At 71.1% G+C, this 15,764-nt stretch carries 15 protein-coding genes; 9 read left to right on the forward strand and 6 right to left on the reverse strand.

The window, feature by feature from the left end; all coding sequences use genetic code 11:
• The first annotated feature begins 161 nt into the window (after positions 1-161).
• Entirely contained in the window at positions 162-3,671 is a 3,510-nt protein-coding gene (locus ACT1U9_RS25165) for a DNA polymerase III subunit alpha (protein WP_444534923.1), read from the forward strand.
• Positions 3,668-4,861, forward strand: a complete 1,194-nt coding sequence (locus tag ACT1U9_RS25170; RefSeq protein WP_444534924.1) for a DNA polymerase Y family protein — start codon at positions 3,668-3,670, stop codon at positions 4,859-4,861. Before ACT1U9_RS25165 ends, ACT1U9_RS25170 begins: the two co-directional genes overlap by 4 nt.
• A gap of 41 nt (positions 4,862-4,902) precedes the next feature.
• Here the strand turns inward: ACT1U9_RS25170 and ACT1U9_RS25175 are convergent, their stop codons facing one another.
• Positions 4,903-5,640, reverse strand: a complete 738-nt coding sequence (locus tag ACT1U9_RS25175) for an SDR family oxidoreductase (protein ID WP_444534925.1) — start codon at positions 5,638-5,640, stop codon at positions 4,903-4,905.
• Positions 5,641-5,727: 87 nt separating this feature from the next.
• Between ACT1U9_RS25175 and ACT1U9_RS25180 the strand changes: the two genes are divergently transcribed.
• Together ACT1U9_RS25180 and ACT1U9_RS25185 are read left to right on the forward strand one after the other, a co-directional pair.
• The gene (locus ACT1U9_RS25180; protein WP_444534926.1) at positions 5,728-6,402 is read left to right on the forward strand and encodes a TetR/AcrR family transcriptional regulator; all 675 of its coding nucleotides are present in this window, start codon (positions 5,728-5,730) and stop codon (positions 6,400-6,402) included.
• A gap of 264 nt (positions 6,403-6,666) precedes the next feature.
• Entirely contained in the window at positions 6,667-7,545 is an 879-nt protein-coding gene (locus ACT1U9_RS25185) for an esterase/lipase family protein (protein WP_444534927.1), read from the forward strand.
• Between the two features lie 76 nt (positions 7,546-7,621).
• Here the strand turns inward: ACT1U9_RS25185 and ACT1U9_RS25190 are convergent, their stop codons facing one another.
• Positions 7,622-8,674 carry a lytic polysaccharide monooxygenase auxiliary activity family 9 protein gene (locus ACT1U9_RS25190; RefSeq protein WP_444534928.1) on the reverse strand — a complete coding sequence of 351 codons (1,053 nt, stop codon included), beginning with the start codon at positions 8,672-8,674 and terminating at the stop codon, positions 7,622-7,624.
• Positions 8,675-8,852: 178 nt separating this feature from the next.
• Between ACT1U9_RS25190 and ACT1U9_RS25195 the strand changes: the two genes are divergently transcribed.
• Positions 8,853-9,368: a GNAT family N-acetyltransferase gene (locus ACT1U9_RS25195; protein ID WP_444534929.1), complete on the forward strand. Its 516-nt coding sequence runs from the start codon at positions 8,853-8,855 to the stop codon at positions 9,366-9,368.
• Here the strand turns inward: ACT1U9_RS25195 and ACT1U9_RS25200 are convergent.
• A complete protein-coding gene (locus ACT1U9_RS25200; RefSeq protein ID WP_444534930.1) occupies positions 9,311-9,664 on the reverse strand; it encodes a winged helix-turn-helix transcriptional regulator in 354 nt (117 codons plus the stop codon). The two genes, ACT1U9_RS25195 and ACT1U9_RS25200, sit on opposite strands and share 58 nt — an antisense overlap.
• Before the next feature lie 157 nt (positions 9,665-9,821).
• Between ACT1U9_RS25200 and ACT1U9_RS25205 the strand changes: the two genes are divergently transcribed.
• On the forward strand, positions 9,822-10,400 hold the full coding sequence (locus ACT1U9_RS25205; protein WP_444534931.1) for a carboxymuconolactone decarboxylase family protein: 579 nt from the start codon (positions 9,822-9,824) through the stop codon (positions 10,398-10,400).
• A gap of 29 nt (positions 10,401-10,429) precedes the next feature.
• Positions 10,430-11,110 (forward strand): class I SAM-dependent methyltransferase, encoded by a 681-nt coding sequence (locus tag ACT1U9_RS25210; protein WP_444534932.1) that lies wholly within the window; start codon positions 10,430-10,432, stop codon positions 11,108-11,110.
• 35 nt (positions 11,111-11,145) lie between these two features.
• Here ACT1U9_RS25210 and ACT1U9_RS25215 read toward each other — a convergent pair whose 3' ends face one another.
• Together ACT1U9_RS25215 and ACT1U9_RS25220 are read right to left on the reverse strand one after the other, a co-directional pair.
• Positions 11,146-11,646 carry a DUF402 domain-containing protein gene (locus ACT1U9_RS25215; RefSeq protein ID WP_444534933.1) on the reverse strand — a complete coding sequence of 167 codons (501 nt, stop codon included), beginning with the start codon at positions 11,644-11,646 and terminating at the stop codon, positions 11,146-11,148.
• Positions 11,627-12,565, reverse strand: coding sequence for a GNAT family N-acetyltransferase (locus tag ACT1U9_RS25220; RefSeq protein ID WP_444534934.1), 939 nt, complete (start codon positions 12,563-12,565; stop codon positions 11,627-11,629). The genes ACT1U9_RS25215 and ACT1U9_RS25220 overlap by 20 nt, the downstream gene beginning before the upstream one ends.
• A 77-nt stretch (positions 12,566-12,642) precedes the next feature.
• Between ACT1U9_RS25220 and ACT1U9_RS25225 the strand changes: the two genes are divergently transcribed.
• Positions 12,643-13,017, forward strand: coding sequence for a GntR family transcriptional regulator (locus tag ACT1U9_RS25225; protein ID WP_444534935.1), 375 nt, complete (start codon positions 12,643-12,645; stop codon positions 13,015-13,017).
• Between the two features lie 116 nt (positions 13,018-13,133).
• Here the strand turns inward: ACT1U9_RS25225 and ACT1U9_RS25230 are convergent, their stop codons facing one another.
• Positions 13,134-14,228, reverse strand: a complete 1,095-nt coding sequence (locus ACT1U9_RS25230; RefSeq protein ID WP_444534936.1) for a DUF5925 domain-containing protein — start codon at positions 14,226-14,228, stop codon at positions 13,134-13,136.
• Between the two features lie 161 nt (positions 14,229-14,389).
• Here ACT1U9_RS25230 and ACT1U9_RS25235 point away from each other — a divergent pair, with 161 nt between their 5' ends.
• Positions 14,390-15,763, forward strand: coding sequence for a xylan 1,4-beta-xylosidase (locus ACT1U9_RS25235; RefSeq protein WP_444534937.1), 1,374 nt, complete (start codon positions 14,390-14,392; stop codon positions 15,761-15,763).
• Position 15,764: the final 1 nt, after the last annotated feature.

Consider the following 15,764-nt stretch of genomic DNA (forward strand, 5'->3'; position numbering starts at 1 on the left):
TCCGGGGCGGGCGGGGCTCGCGCAGTCAGGGGTGGGCCGAATGGCTGACAGCCGTCCCGGCCGTTCGAACAAGTCGCTCGAACGGATGTCGTACGCATGTTCGAAAAATGGTTTATGGTGAAGGAGGGGGAACGTGAGAACGACTGGTCCAGGAGGTGCGGATGCCCGGTTTCACGCATCTGCGCACCGTTTCGGGGTACTCCCTGCGGTACGGGGCTTCCCACCCGGAACGGTTGGCCGAACGCGCCGCCGAACGGGGGATGGACGCACTCGCTCTCACCGACCGGGACACCCTCGCCGGTGCCGTGCGCTTCGCCAAGGCATGCGCGAAGGCGGGGGTGCGCCCGCTCTTCGGAGCCGACCTCGCCGTCCCGGAACACCTCCTCGAAGGCACCCGGCAAACCCCCCGTGCCCAGCGGCAGCGCACCCCGGTCCGGGGCGGCGCCTTCGTCGACGAGTCGGCGCCGCGCGCCACCTTCCTCGTCCGTGACGGCGCGACCGGCTGGGCGGAACTCTGCCGGCTGATCACCGCCGCCCACACGACCGCCGACCGGCCCGTGCTGTCCTGGTCCGCGCTGCCCGCCGACGGGCTCACCGTGCTGCTCGGACCCGACTCCGAGGTCGGCCGGGCACTCGCCGGAGGCCGCCCGGACCGCGCCGCGCACCTCCTCGCGCCCTGGCGCGAGCTCTACGGTGACGCCCTGCGTCTGGAGGTCGTCCACCACGGCCTCCAGGGCACCGGCCCCGGCTCGCTGCGCCTCGCCGCCCGCACGCTCGGCTTCGCCGCCGAACAGGGCGTACGAGCCGTGCTGACCAACGCCGTACGGTACGCGGACGCCGGGCTCGGCCCGGTCGCCGACGTCCTGGACGCGGCCCGTCGGCTCCTCCCCGTCGACCCGAGCAAGGGTCTGGACAGCGGCGAGCGCTGGCTCAAGGACCCGGCCGCCATGGCGCACACCGCCGAACTGGTCGCCGAGGCCGCCGGGCTGCGCCGCGACGCCGCGCACCGGCTGCTCGCCGAGACCGAGGACACCGCCGCCGCGTGCCTGGTCGACCCCGCGGAGGAACTGGGCATCGAGAAGTACAGCTACTTCCCGGAGCCGTACCTCGTCGGCGCGGCGAACCGCACCCCGCAGCGGGTCCTGGCCTCCCGGGCCGCCGCCGGCATGGTGCTGCGCGGCCACGACCACGACCGCGCGTACTGGGAGCGGATGCACCACGAGCTGGACATCATCGCCCACCACGGCTTCGCCTCGTACTTCCTCACCGTCGCCCAAGTCGTCGACGACATACGGAAGATGGGCATCCGGGTGGCCGCGCGCGGCTCCAGCGCGGGCTCGCTCGTCAACCACCTCCTCGGCATCGCCCACGCCGACCCCGTCGAACACGGCCTGCTGATGGAGCGCTTCCTCTCCACCCGGCGCTTCGTGCTGCCCGACATCGACATCGACGTCGAGTCCGCCCGCCGCCTCGACGTCTACCGCGCGATCATCGACCGCTTCGGCGCCGAACGGGTCGCCACCGTCTCCATGCCCGAGACCTACCGGGTCCGCCACGCCGTACGGGACGTCGGCGCCGCCCTGTCCATGGACCCGGCCGAGATCGACCGGATCGCCAAGTCCTTCCCGCACATCCGGGCCCGCGACGCCCGCGCCGCGATGGCCGAACTGCCCGAGCTGCGCGAGGTCGCGGCGGAGCAGGGACGGCACGGGCGGCTGTGGGAGCTGGTCGAGGCGCTGGACTCGCTGCCGCGCGGGATCGCCATGCACCCCTGCGGAGTGCTGCTCTCGGACGCCTCGCTGCTGCGCCGCACCCCCGTGGTGCCGACCAGTGGCGAGGGGTTCCCCATGTCCCAGTTCGACAAGGAGGACGTGGAGGACCTCGGGCTGCTCAAACTCGACGTCCTCGGGGTGCGGATGCAGTCGGCGATGGCGCACGCGGTAGCCGAGATCGGCCGCACCACCGGCCGCCGCCTCGACCTCGACGACCCGCGCCAGGTGCCGCAGGGAGACCTGCCGACCTACCGGCTCATCAGGTCCACCGAGACGCTCGGCTGCTTCCAGATCGAGTCGCCGGGCCAGCGCGATCTGATCGGGCGGCTGCAGCCCTCGACCTTCCACGACCTGGTCGTGGACATCTCGCTCTTCCGGCCCGGCCCGGTCGCCGCCGACATGGTCCGGCCGTTCATCGAGGCCCGGCACGGCCGCGCCCCGGTGCGCTACCCGCACGAGCACCTGGCGGACGTCCTGGGCGAGACCTACGGAGTGGTCGTCTTCCATGAGCAGATCATCGAGATGGTGAACCTCATGACCGGCTGCGGCCGCGGCGAGGCCGACCGGTTGCGGCGCGGGCTCTCCGACCCCGAGTCGCAGGAGAAGGCCCGCGTCTGGTTCGCCGAGCACGCGTTGCGCAAGTACTCGCCCGAAGTGGTCGACCGCACCTGGGAGATCATCAAGGCGTTCGGCTCGTACGGCTTCTGCAAGGCGCACGCCGTCGCCTTCGCCGTGCCGACCTACCAGTCCGCCTGGCTCAAGGCCCACCACCCGGCCGCCTTCTACGCCGGACTGCTCACCCACGACCCCGGGATGTACCCCAAGCGGCTGCTCCTGGCGGACGCGCGCCGCCGAGGGGTGCCCATCCTGCCGGTCGATGTGAACCGGTCCGCGGTCGCTCATCAAATCGAACTGGTGTCCAATACTCGGGTCTGGGGACTCCGGCTCGCCCTCGCGGACGTCCAGGGAATCAGCGAGGCCGAGGCGTCCCGTATCGAACAGGGGCAGCCCTACGCCTCGTTGCTCGACTTCTGGCAGCGGGCCAGGCCGAGCCGCCCCGTCGCCGAGCGGCTCGCCCAGGTCGGTGCGCTCGACGCGTTTGGCGCCAACCGGCGCGACCTGCTGCTGCACCTGGCCGAACTCCACCGCGCCCAGCGGGCGGTCGGGTCCGGCGGCGGCCAGCTCCCGCTCGCAGACGGGCGGCGGACGGCCCGCGCCGGACTGCCCGACCTCGACGACGCGGAACGGCTCAGCGCCGAGCTGGGTGTCCTCGGCATGGACACCTCCCGCCATCTGATGGTGGATCACGAGACGTTCCTGAAGGAGCTCGGCGTGGTCTCGGCCGAGCGGCTGCGGGACGCCGTGCATGGTGAGACCGTCCTGGTCGCGGGCGCCAAGGCGGCCACCCAGACCCCGCCGATCCGGTCCGGCCAGCGGGTCATCTTCACCACGCTCGACGACGGCACCGGCCTGGTCGACCTCGCCTTCTTCGGCGACAGCCACGCCGCCTGTGCTCACACTGTCTTCCATTCCTGGCTCCTGCTGGTACGAGGGGTGGTGCAGCGCCGAGGCCCACGCAGCCTCAGCGTGGTGGGCGCCGCGGCCTGGAACCTGGCCGAACTGGTCGAACTGCGCCGCGAGGGCGGCCTGGACGCGGTCTCCGCCCGCCTGTCGACCCCGTCGAAGCCGTCGGAACCGTCATCCGAAGCGTCGTCCGATGAGGGGAGCGGTGACCGGGAGGACAACAAGGAAGGGAGCCGGACCGATCGGGGCGACGGCCGTCGTATCGAGTTGTCCACGGGGTACCAACTGAACCCCTGGGCCGACCTCCAGCCCGCCGGCGAACGAGCCGCCACCGGACGGAAGTTGTGGCATCAGAGCCCGGGGAGCGCGGGATGATCCTCTGCGTGCGATTCCATATACCTCCTGGTGATGGTGGTGCGGCACGGGAGGGCGCCCCGCGTGCGGGCGGCAGTGGGGTCGAAGCCGTGCTTCCCGCGCTGTTCGGGCTGCTCGACGGCCTCACCCCCGCCGTTCAGGCCCTCCCGCCGGACTCCGCACTCGTCGATGTGCGGGGCGCCGAGCGGTACTTCGGATGGAGCGCGGCCCAACTCGCCTCCGTCCTACGGGTCAGGGCGCTCGCGCACTGCGGAGTGGGCTGCACCATTGGCGCCGGGCCCAACCCCATGCTGGCCAGGATGGCCGCCCGCGCCGCCCGGCCGGGCACGACCCTGGTGCTGTCCCCGGACGAGGTGACGGAGTTCCTCGCGGAGAAGCCCGTCGTCGCGCTGGACGGGGTCGGCCCCGCGACCGCCCGCACCCTGTGCTCGTACGGGCTCGACTCGGTCGGCAAGGTCGCCGCCGCGCCGCTCGCCACCCTCCAGCGGATCGTGGGCGCGCGGGCCGGGCGCGAGCTCCACGAGCGGGCCCTGGGCATCGACCGCACAACTGTCGTACCCAGCACCGCCGCGCACCCCTGGCTGTCACCGGGAGGCGCCCCCGCCCTCGGCGCCGAACGCTCCTTCCCCCGCGACGAGGTGGACCCGGAGCGCCGACGCCGTGCGCTGCTCTCCCTCACCGAGGAACTGGGCGTCCGGATGCGCCGGGACGGGCAGGTGTGCCGCTCCCTGACCCTGACCGTGCGGTACGCCGACCGGTCCAGCACCACACGCGGCCGCACCCTGCGCGAACCCACGGCCCACTCGCCCGCGCTCACCGCGCTGGCGTACGCCATCCACGACTCGCTCGGCCTCCAACGCGCCCGCGTCCGGGGCATCTCCCTGCGGGCCGAGGGGCTGATGCCCGCCCGACGCGCCTCCCGGCAGCTGACGTTCGACCCGACGGACGACCGGGTACGCCGCATCGAGGCGGTGGCCGACCGGGCCCGAGCCAAGTTCGGCCAGAACGCGGTCGTCCCGGGGGCGTTGGCGGAGCCGGGCGTGGCTGCCGAGCCACGCACGCGGGCCGAATTGGGCGTGGTGGCCGAGCCCGACGCGGTGGCCGAGCCGGGCGTGGCTGCGGTAGCCGAACCGGGTGTGGTGGCTGAGCTCGACGTGGTGGCCGAGTCGGGGCTGGCCGACGCCGCCTGACCCGCCCCGGCCTCACCCCGTTCCCCCTCGCGTACTACGCCCTACGCGCCGGACGAGAGTCGCGCGCCGCCGTCCACGGTGAGGACCACGCCCGTGGTGAAGCTGTTGCCTATGAGGAACGCGATCGCGTCCGCGATGTCCTCGGGGGCGCCGCAGCGGCCGGCCGGGGTGGACTTGGCGTACGAGGCAAAGGTCTCGGCCTTGGTGTCCGCATCCATCCAGTCCCACCACGGCGTGTCCACGATGCCCGGCGAGACCGCGTTGACCCGGACCGGGCCCAGCTCGACCGCGAGGACGGGAACCATCGCCGCCACCGCGGCGTTGACCGCGGCGAGACCCGCCGTGCCGGGCATCGCGGCGCCTGCCGACGCGGCTGTCAGGAAGGTGAGGGACCCGCCGGGGGAGAGGACCTCAAGGGCGGCCCGGGCCGTGAGGCTGTGCGAGATCAACTTGCCCTCGGACGCCTCGCGCAAGGCATCTGTGGTCACCGACCGGAACGGTCCCGCCGCCGTGGAACCCGTGGCGGCCACGACCACATGGTCGGCTCGCCCCAGGTCGGTGAAGAACCGCAGGGTGGCCGCCTCGTCCCGGGCGTCCACGACCTCGCCCGTCGCTGTGCCTACCGCCCCCTCCAGGGCGCTCAGCTCGGCCAGCGCGGCCTCCAGCCGCTCAGGGGAGCGGCCGGTGACGACCACGTCCCGGCCCTCGGTCAGCTGGCGCCGGGCGGTGGCCAGGCCGATGCCGGACGTGCCGCCGATGATCACAACTCGCTCGTTCATGACGTGCCTTCCACGCTTTGAATGATTTCCGGTGCTCCGTGTCTCGTAAAGAGTATTCCGATGCACGGTGTCTTGTAAAGTGGCCTCATGGAGAATCCGGAAAATTCCTCGAAGAAGGCGGGCGAGGGGTCTGCGCCCCGCGGGCGGCCCCGCAGCGAGACCGCCCGCCGTGCCGTGCTGGACGCCGCGCTGGAGCTGTGCCAGCGCGACGGCTACCAGGAACTGACGATGAAGGGGATCGCCGACGTCGCCGGTGTCGGGCGCCAGACCGTCTACCGCTGGTGGCCGACCAAGCAGGACGTTCTGCTCGAAGTCCTGGTCGAGCTCCCGCACCGCACCCCGGACCGGCTGTTCCCCGACACCGGCAGCGTCCGCCACGACGTCGAGGAACTGCTCCGCTACACCTTCCAGTTGACCCAGGGCGTCACCGGCCGGGCCCTCGTCGGGCTGATGGCCGACGCGCAGGGCGACGTCGAGCTCTCCCGGCGGTTGCAGGAGTCGGTGATCGGCCCGCGCCGGGAGGTGCTGCGCCGGATCCTCGAACGCGGGGTGCGGCGCGGCGAATTGAGCGAGACCGGCGGAGCCTCGCTGGACCTCGCGGTCGACTTCGCGTTCGGCGTGATGTGGTATCGGCTGCTCAGCCGCCATGCCCCGGTCGACGACGCGCTCGCGGCCGAGCTCGCCGTGGCGGTGTGCAGGCTGCTCTCGGCTGACGGGGGTGATCGGAGTCGCGGGGAGGTCGCCTCGGTCGATCACGGCTGATCAGGGGTGATTGCGAGCCGCTGGGTGGGGCGCGGCAGGCGGTTGCGGGCCATGAGGTGGGCTCGACGGGCGGTTGCGGTGGTGGCCAATGGTCGCCGTAGTGCTGCGCGTAGTGGTCGTGAGTGCCGACACGACAGTTTTTACTGACGCGTAACTTCACTCTCAGGCTACTGGTGCGTAATTTGGCGGGCGAACTGCACTTGTGGTCCGGATCACAGGATGCGTGTCATCGCAACTCCCCTTGAGCCGCAAGGAGATCGCCCGATGCTGCCCTGGAAGCCCCGCCATCCCCGGAAACGTGTGATCAGACCGCTGGCCGCGGTGTTGCTCGCCGCCTCGGTCACCGCCCTTCCCGCCACCGCCGCGCATGCCCAGTCCGCCCCCAGCAGCGGCTGGAACGACTACTCGTGCAAGCCCTCCGCCGCCCACCCCCGCCCCGTCGTGCTCGTCCACGGGACCTTCGGGAACTCCGTCGACAACTGGCTGGCCCTCGCCCCGTACCTGGTCCAGCGCGGGTACTGCGTCTTCTCGCTCGACTACGGGCAACTGCCGGGCGTGCCGCTCTTCAACGGGCTCGGCCCGATCGAGAAATCGGCCGGACAGCTCGACGGTTTCGTAGACAAAGTGCTCGCCGCGACCGGCGCCCCCAAGGCCGATCTGGTGGGTCACTCCCAGGGCGGCATGATGCCGCGCTGGTATCTGAAGTTCCTCGGCGGCGCCGACAAGGTGAACACCCTGGTGGGCATCGCGCCCGACAACCACGGCACCACCCTGGACGGCCTCACGGCGCTGCTGCCCTACTTCCCCGGCGCCGGCGACCTGCTCAAGGCCACCACTCCCGGCCTCGCCGACCAGATCGCCGGGTCGCCCTTCCTGACCAAGCTCAACGAGGGCGGCGACACCGTCCCCGGGGTGCACTACACCGTCATCTCCAGCAAGTTCGACGAGGTCGTCACCCCGTACCGCTCGCAGTTCCTGAACGGGCCCGACGTCAACAACGTCCTCATCCAGGACAAGTGCGTCCTCGACCTCTCCGAGCATGTGGCGATGGGGCTGGTGGACCGCATCACCTATCACGAAGTGGGGAACGCGCTCGACCCCGCGCACGCGACGCCCACGACCTGCGCGTCCGTCATCGGCTGAGTTCCTTCTGAACACAACGCGGCTCTCTCACTTACTACGTAAGTAGGTGAGGGAGCCGCGTTGTTGTCGCGCGGGATCAGCCGCTGTGGCGGCTGCCCATGGCGGCCTTCCGGCGAACGGTGGCGAAGAGGACCGCGGCACCGGCGGTCAGGGCGCCCGCGCCGCCGATCGCGAGATACGTGGTGGAGCCGTCCCCGCCCGTCTCGGCGAGGTTCTCGGTCCTGCCCGAGTCCGCCCCGGCGGGAGCGGCGGCCACGCCGTCCGGCTGCGGCTGGTTGCCGGGGCGGGCCGTGTCGCCGGACTTCTCGGAGGCCGGCCGAGCCGGTGCGCCCGCGCCCGTCTTCGCGTCGTCGCCCCCGTGGCCGTGGTGCTCCACGGTCGACTTGGCGGCGCCGTCCTCGACCTGCTGCTCGGTCGGCGCGGAGGCCGTCGGGGCCGGGGCGGAACCGGCGTTGTCCTTGCCGAACACCACGTCCGAGCAGGTGTAGAAGGCCTCGGGGCTGTCCGAGCGCTGCCAGATCGAATAGACGAGATGGCGGCCGGACTTGGCGGGGAGGGTGCCGTCGAAGACGTAATCGCCGTTCCGCATCGCCGGGTTCGTCACCTTGGCGAAGGGCGTGGACTCCAGGTCCGACCACTTCAGTGGCTTGGTGGGGTCGTAGCCGTCCTTGGTGATGTACAGCTCGAAAGTGCCCTTGTGGGGTGCGGTGCCCTTGTAGTGGAACGTGTGGTGGCCGGCGGTCAGCTTGGTGGACGGCCAGTCCGCGCGCGCCAGGTCGAGGCCTTTGTACTTGTCGTTGCCCGCGCTGCAGAGCTTGCCGTCGGGGATGATCTGCTTCGACTTGCCCGCCGCGTTGGCGATGTTGACCGCGTTCCAGTCGTAGAAGGCCTGGGTGCCGCTCGCGGCGACGGCCGCCTTGCACGCGGCCGAACGCGGGCTCTCCGGACCCTCGGCATAGCAGGCGGAGACCCGGCTGACCGGGTCCGTCATCGAGCCGTGGGCGGCCGCCGAACCGGCCGCGAGCCCGGTCAGCGCGAGCGGCGCCACCGCAAGGGAGGTGACGGTGACGGCCTTGCGACGACGGGATGCCCCCTGCTCGTACGCGGCGGAGAGCTTGGGGAAGGTCATCGGGGTTCTCCTTCGGTGCTGCACGAGGGTGGTGCCACGGGGGTGGGCGTGCAGCACGCTAGCCGTCCGAAACCGCGAAATCGCCTGCTGAGGACGGGTGACGGTGATCCTTATGGCGCTGTTAAGGGGCCACTGAGAGGCGATTAAGAACGGGCCGCACCGGCCGTACGGTGGGGCCATGATCCTCAGGAACAACGACATCCATGACGATGTGTTCGATGACATCAGGCCCGCCACTGACGCCGACGTCGCGCGCGTGAAGGCGGTCACCGACGCGGCCTACTACCACTACATCGAGCGCATCGGGCTCGTGCCCGCGCCCATGGAGGCCGACCATGCGGCGAACGTGGCGGCGGGGCTGGTGTTCGTGACGGGCGAGCCGGTCGTCGGTGTCCTGGTGCTGGTCCCGGAGGTCGGCCATCTCTTCCTGGATTCCATCGCCGTGCACCCGGACGCCAAGGGCTCGGGCCTCGGCAAGAGGCTCCTCTACTACGTAGAGGAGCATGCCCGACGGCTGGGTCTCGCCGAGGTGCGGCTCTACACCAACGCCAAGATGTGGGAGAACCGGCGGATGTATCCCCGATACGGATACGAGGTGGTGGAGCGGCGGGTGGAAGGGCCGTACGACCGGTTCCACTACCGCAAGGTGCTCTCCTCGCCGTCGAGTTCGGCGGCCCAGGCCTCGGACCACTGACTCAGTCCGGCGAGCGCGGCCCAGGCCTGGCGGCCGAGCGGCGCGAGCCGGTAGTCGGTGCCCGGGGCCTGTTCGACGAGGCGGGCCTCGCGCAGCTCGGCGAGCCGCTGGTGCAGCACGCTGGAGGACATTCCGTCGCACCGCTGCTGGAGCGGCCGGAAGCCGAGGGGGCCCGCTTCGTGCAGCTCCCACAGGATGCGCAGGATCCACCGGCGGCCGAAGAGGTCGAGCGCGGCCATCAGTGGCCGGCCGGTAGTCGAGCCGCGAACCTCGCGCCCCGGCATGGGTGTGGTCATGGCTTCCTCCCCGGCACCGGCCGTTCGTCGCTGACTGTTCACCACTCGCCGCCCGCCTCTCTGGCGCTTCGGATTCAGAAACAGTACCGTGGTATCTCGGTGCTTCTGAATTAGAAGCATCCTTCGCCACTGCTGTGCTGGCCTGCCTGGAGGAGCAATGACCGCCCGCATCACGCCACTTGAACCGCCGTACGAGCCGGAGACCGCCGCTCTGCTGCACCGGATGATGCCGGGCTCCGAGCCCATCGGCCTCTTCCGCGCGCTCGTACGCAATGTCCCGCTCGCCGAAGCCATGCAGGAGTGGGGTTCGTACGTGCTGGGGCGCGGCCTGAGCGTCGGGCGGCGCGAGCGGGAGATCGTGATCCTCCGTACCTGTGCGCGGCGCGGCTGCGCGTACGAATGGGGCGTCCATGTCGCGCACTTCGCGGACCGCGTCGGGCTCGACGAAGGGCAAGTGGCCTCCCTCGCCGGGGGTGGGGTGGACGACGTGTGCTGGACCGGCGAGCGCGACCGGCTGCTCATCGAGCTCGTCGACTCGCTGTGCGACACCGCCGACGTCGACGACGCGCTGTGGGCACGGCTGACCGGGCACTTCGGCGATGAGCAGCTTCTCGACCTGCTGGTGCTCTGCGGTTGGTACCACGCCGTGAGCTTTGTGGCGCGGGCCAGTCGGCTGGAACCGGAGCCGGGGGCTCCAGCCTTGGCGGACCGCCCGTCGGGCGGCTCGCAGGGGTGACTGTCAGTGGTGGGTGTCACGATCGGTGCATGAACATCGACCGCATCGACGCGACCCCTGCCAACGACGTCAACGACGCCGTCGACTCGACCCCTGCCAACGACGCCTGCGACACCATCGATATCGACTGGGACGAGGCCGCGGACGCCTTCGACGAGGAGCCCGACCACGGGCTGCTCGATCCGGTCGTGCGCGCGGCGTGGGCCGAGCGGCTGGCCGCGTGGCTGCCGGAAAGCCCCGGGGACCTGCTCGATCTCGGGTGCGGCACCGGAAGCCTCTCGCTGCTCGCGGCCGGGCGCGGGCACCGGGTGACCGCCGTCGACCTCGCGCCCAGGATGGTCGAGCGCGCCCGCGCCAAGCTCGCCGGGACCGGCGCCGAGGTGCTGACCGGGGATGCGGCCCGGCCGCCGGTGGACGGGCGGAGCTTCGACGTGGTGCTGGCCCGGCATGTGGTGTGGGCGCTGCCCGACCCGGCCGGGGCGCTGCGGCACTGGTGGTCCATGCTGCGGCCCGGCGGGCGCCTCATCCTGGTCGAGGGGGTCTGGGGATCCGTCGGCATACCCGCCGGGCGGCTCACGGACGTGCTCGCACCGCTGGGTGGACAGGTGCGGTACGAGCGGCTGTCCGGGGACGCCCGGCTGTGGGGGCGCGAGGTGGACGACGAGCGGTACGCGGTGGTGGCCGTCGCGGGGGAGGCAGAGATCGGCTGACCGGGAGCAGCCAGTCGGCCGGAAACGGCCAGCTGTCAGTCGATCAATGCCGTGAACTTGCCCAGCCTGGCCAGGAGTTCGAGCTCGTCCAGGGCCTCCTCGGCGCGGGATGCCGCGTCCGGGTCGCGGGCGGCGAGGCCGCTCGCGAGGAACTCGTCCTCGTCCAGGCGGAGCACGGTGGCGCCGTCGGCGGAGACCCAGAGGTCCAGGTCGAGGTCGTCGGAGACCACTTCGTCGTCGCGGACCACGGCGGGGCGGGCGATGTCGCAGTACCAGCCCTTGAGGGACGAGTCGGCTGCCCGTACTTCCTTCACGGAGTACCACCGGTCCCGCCAGTAGTGCTCGGTGAAGACGTCGCCCGGCTCGAACCGGACGAAGCCGAAGTCGCGGACGCCGTCTCCCGCCCAGGCCGCTTGCACCGTCAGGCGGGTGCCGTCGTCGGACACCGCCGACGCCGGGTAACTGATCTTCGTACGGCCTGACTTGACCAGAGTGACTGAGAGGAGGGTGCCGGGGTCAATCGAGTTCGCGGACATGCTGTATCTCCGTGGCGCAGATTTCGTAGCCGAACCATTGGTTGATCGCCAGCATCGGGGCGTTCTCCGCGTCATTGGCGGTGAAGGCATCGGTGTAGCCGGCGGTGCGGGCGCGGTGCAGGGATTCGTTCTTGGCGAGCTTCGCCAGGCCCCGGCCGCGGAACTCCCGCAGGGTGCCCGTCATGCCGGACAGATAGCGGGTGGCGCCGTCGGTGTGGGCGGCGGTGAAGGCGGCGACCCTGCCGTCGGCCACCACGACCATGGTGAGGTCGCGGTCCAGGCAGGGATGGTGCCAGGTGTGGCCGAGCCAGTCGTCGTAGTCCGTCAAGTCGACGTCGACATCGCCGGGTTCATCGGCGGTGACCTCGGCGTCGGCTTCGAAGACAGGGCGAGGGTCGTCGATGTAGTGGGCGGCGGTGCGCAGTTCGACGCCAGGGGGCAGGTCCTCGGGCGGGAGGCGAGAAGGGAGGGCGCCGTTGGTGAGGTCGACGCGCTGCCAGTGGGCGGTCCGCGAGGGGCGGTAGCCACGGTGTTCGGCGAAGGCGCGGGTGGCCGGTGTGTCGTCCACCGTGGAATGCACCCTGGTGGCGCCCGCGGTCGCCAGGTGTTCCTCGGCGCTGCGGGTGAGCAGGGTGCCGGCGCCACGGCCCCGGTGGTCGGGGTGGACCTGGAGCGAGAGGAACGCCTGCCCGGGGAGCGGGCTGTCGTAGACGATGCCCATACGGGCCGTGCCGATGACGGTGGCGTTCTCCTCGGCGACCAGGAGGAGGTAGTGCTGGGCCGGGTTGGCCCGGGCCACGTTGAACGCGACGGCTTGCGGGGTCGTCACCAGATGCGGGGCCACCGCACGGCGTATCCGGACCACGGATTCGGCGTCGAGGGGGTCCTCGGGCCGGAAAGCTCGGACGGTCACAGTCATGTGGTCGCACGCTACGCGCGCGGCGAGGCGGGTGCCTCCCATTTTCGCCGGGCGCGGGGGAGGGGGAGAATCGGGCTGTGACCCTGAAGATCGCCATTGACCAGGAAGCCGCGAGCGCGCCGTACGAGCAGCTGCGGGCCCAGATCGCCGAGCGGGCGCGGGCGGGGGTGCTGCCCGTGGGATACAAGTTGCCCACGGTGCGCGGTCTCGCCGAGGACCTCGGGCTCGCCGCCAACACCGTGGCCAAGGCCTACCGCGCGCTGGAGGCGGACGGGGTGATCGAGACGCGCGGCCGCAACGGGACGTTCGTCGCGGCGGCGGGCGACGCGGCGGAACGCCGTGCCTCAGCAGCCGCGCAGGCCTACACGGAGGAGGTACGACGGCTGGGACTCAGCCGTGACGCGGCGCTGGCGGCGGTGGAGGACGCGGTACGGGCGGCATACGGCGACTGAATCGCCCCCGCGTGGGCGGGCGCCTGGGGCCAGGAGTGCTCGCTTCACCCCCACAACCCCGATCCGGCCAGGAGTGTTCGCCCCACCAACGCGCTCCGCCCGTTCCGCCCCGCGAACTACAAATACAGCCCCGCGTCCACGTCCTCCCGGGGGTCCGGGACGCTGGGGGGTGCGGAGCCGCGGCGGAGGGCGAAGAGTTCGGCCAGGGTCGCGCCCTCGCGGCCGACGCCTTCCTCCGTGCCGAGCCAAGTCACGGCCTCGCGGCGGGTCATGGGGCCCACGGAGATACGGGCCAGGCAGCGGCCGGGGCGGACGACGGCCGGGTGGAGGCGTTCGAGGTCTTCGTTGGTGGTGACGCCGACCAGAACGTTGCGGCCCTGGCCGAGCAGGCCGTCCGTCAGGTTGAGCAGACGCGAAAGGGCCTGGCCCGCCGTGTGCTTGGCCTCGCCCCGGATCAGCTCGTCGCAGTCCTCCAGCAACAGCAGCCGCCAGCGGCCCTTCGCGGTGCCGTCGTCCTCGCCGATCGCGATGTCCATCAGATAGCCGACGTCGTTGAACAGGCGCTCCGGGTCCAGGACGCAGTCCACCTGGCACCAGTCGCGCCAGGAGCGGGCCAGGGTGCGCAGGGCCGAGGTCTTGCCGGTGCCCGGCGGGCCGTGGAGCAGCAGGAGGCGGCCCGCGATGTCGTCGGGGGTCACCTTCATCAGGCGGTCCATCGCCTCGGCGACCGGCGCCGTGTAGTTGGGGCGCACCTCGTCCCAGGTACCGGCGGCGATCTGACGGGTGGTGCGGTGCGGGCCCCGGCGCGGGGAGACGTACCAGAAGCCCATCGTGACGTTCTCCGGCACCGGTGCAGGTTCGTCCTCGGCGCCTTCCGTGGCCTGCTTCAGAACGCGTTCGGCCAGGTCTTCGCTGGTCGCGGTCACCGTGACGTCCGCGCCCCGGTTCCAGCGCGAGACGAGCAGCGTCCAGCCGTCGCCCTCGGCGAGCGTGGCGCTGCGGTCGTCGTCCCGGGCGGCGCGCAGCACCTTGGCGCCCGGGGGCAGCAGGCTGACGCCCTTCTTGACCCGGTCTATGGAAGAACTGTGCGAGAACGGCTGCTCGCCCGTGGCGAATCGCCCGAGGAACAGCGCGTCGACGACATCGGACGGGGAATCGCTGTCGTCCACATTCAGCCGGATGGGCAGCGTGGCTTCAGGGTTCGCGGACATGGCGCCCATGATCCGGCAACATTCCCCTCCGCGCACGGTGTTTTGTCCCGTTGGACCGGGCCGTCGACGGAACCGGGAACCGGGGCGGGGTGTGGGACGTTCCATCAGTGTTCGGTTGAAAAAGACTCGAAAGGCAACTCTCGTAGATAGGCTGGATCGTGATGCGTCGTCATGTGGGGGCTTCCATCGTGCTGCTCGGCCTGGTCGCGGCCGCGCTCACGGTGGTCCTCGCCATGAGCGGCGGTACGACCGGCTCGTCCGACGGCAATGCCGCCGAAGGCAAGGACGGCGCCACCTCCGGCGGGCCCACCGGTCCCGCCCGTAGTGACACCGAGCTCGGCTGGGGCTTCACGCACACGCAGTACAGCGCGGACAGCGGATTGCCCGACGCCGTCGTGCGCGCCCGCAAGCTCCTCGCGGGGCAGCCCATGCCGCAGGACCAGGCCATCATGGGGTGGGGCGCGGGCAACCCGGAGCCGTCGCCGGGTAGGTACGACTTCGGGGATCTCGACCGGCGCATCGCGTTCATCCGGTCGACCGGTTCCACGCCCGTGATCACGCTCTGCTGCGCGCCGGACTGGATGAAGGGCGGCAAGCCGGGCGAGCAGAACACCGACTGGAGCCTCAAGTCCTTCGAGTCGGCGCCCCTTCCGACCCACTACCAGGACTTCGCCGACCTCGCCGCGACGGTCGCCAAGCGCTATCCGGACGTACGGCACTTCGTGGTGTGGAACGAGTTCAAGGGGTTCTTCGACGACAGCAGTCAGCGGTGGAACTACGAGGGGTACACCCGGCTCTACAACCTCGTCTACGACGAAGTGAAGAAGGTGAACAGGGACAACCAGGTCGGCGGGCCCTATCTGGTGATGGACAGCTACGGGCCGCAGGACAAACAGTTCGCCTCCGACCTCAAGGGGCCCTGGGGATCGGTCGACCAGCGGGTGCTCGACGCCTTCCGGTACTGGAACGCACACAAGAAGGGCGCCGACTTCGTGGCGGTCGACGGTGCCGGTTTCACCCGTGACAACCAGATGCTGCCCGATCCCTTCACCGCACTCGACAAGTTCACCGATGTCGGCCGCTGGCTGCGCAAGGAGTCAGGCGGGCTGCCGCTGTGGTGGTCGGAGTACTACGTGGAGCCCGAGAGCTCCGGGTGGGGCGAGGACCGCCGGGTCGCTGCGCAGGCCGCCGCGATGATCGCCATGGTCCGGGGCGGGGCGACCACGGGGTTCTACTGGAGCCCGCAGCAGACCACCGCCCAGTGCGCCGGCTGCCTGTGGAATGCCACACAACTCCCCGACGGGGGAACCCCGTTGCCGATGTACGGGCTGATCTCCCGGTTCGCCAAGGAGTTCCCGCCCGGCACCCGGTACGCATCCCTCGGTTCGACCGCCGAGGACATACCCGACCTGCGGGTGCTGGCGAGCGACAGGACCGTCCTCGTCGTCAACACGCTGGACCATGCCACCCGGGCACGGGTCGACGGCCAGTCGTTCCCGATGACCGCGTACGAGGTGCGCTGGCTCAACCGTTGAC

Origin of the sequence: Streptomyces sp. BR1, assembly GCF_052373795.1 — a bacterium.
Classification (GTDB): Bacteria; Actinomycetota; Actinomycetes; order Streptomycetales; family Streptomycetaceae; genus Streptomyces.

Bases quoted from the DNA above. Each gene is read 5' to 3' on its own strand.
- ACT1U9_RS25175 (WP_444534925.1), bottom strand. From the start codon at position 5,640: ATGAACGAGCGAGTTGTGATCATCGGCGGCACGTCCGGCATCGGCCTG.
- ACT1U9_RS25220 (WP_444534934.1), bottom strand. From the start codon at position 12,565: ATGACTGTGACCGTCCGAGCTTTCCGGCCCGAGGACCCCCTCGACGCC.
- ACT1U9_RS25185 (WP_444534927.1), top strand. From the start codon at position 6,667: ATGCTGCCCTGGAAGCCCCGCCATCCCCGGAAACGTGTGATCAGACCG.
- ACT1U9_RS25210 (WP_444534932.1), top strand. From the start codon at position 10,430: ATGAACATCGACCGCATCGACGCGACCCCTGCCAACGACGTCAACGAC.
- ACT1U9_RS25190 (WP_444534928.1), bottom strand. From the start codon at position 8,674: ATGACCTTCCCCAAGCTCTCCGCCGCGTACGAGCAGGGGGCATCCCGT.
- ACT1U9_RS25230 (WP_444534936.1), bottom strand. From the start codon at position 14,228: ATGTCCGCGAACCCTGAAGCCACGCTGCCCATCCGGCTGAATGTGGAC.
- ACT1U9_RS25170 (WP_444534924.1), top strand. From the start codon at position 3,668: ATGATCCTCTGCGTGCGATTCCATATACCTCCTGGTGATGGTGGTGCG.
- ACT1U9_RS25205 (WP_444534931.1), top strand. From the start codon at position 9,822: ATGACCGCCCGCATCACGCCACTTGAACCGCCGTACGAGCCGGAGACC.
- ACT1U9_RS25215 (WP_444534933.1), bottom strand. From the start codon at position 11,646: ATGTCCGCGAACTCGATTGACCCCGGCACCCTCCTCTCAGTCACTCTG.
- ACT1U9_RS25195 (WP_444534929.1), top strand. From the start codon at position 8,853: ATGATCCTCAGGAACAACGACATCCATGACGATGTGTTCGATGACATC.
- ACT1U9_RS25200 (WP_444534930.1), bottom strand. From the start codon at position 9,664: ATGACCACACCCATGCCGGGGCGCGAGGTTCGCGGCTCGACTACCGGC.
- ACT1U9_RS25235 (WP_444534937.1), top strand. From the start codon at position 14,390: ATGCGTCGTCATGTGGGGGCTTCCATCGTGCTGCTCGGCCTGGTCGCG.
- ACT1U9_RS25180 (WP_444534926.1), top strand. From the start codon at position 5,728: ATGGAGAATCCGGAAAATTCCTCGAAGAAGGCGGGCGAGGGGTCTGCG.
- ACT1U9_RS25165 (WP_444534923.1), top strand. From the start codon at position 162: ATGCCCGGTTTCACGCATCTGCGCACCGTTTCGGGGTACTCCCTGCGG.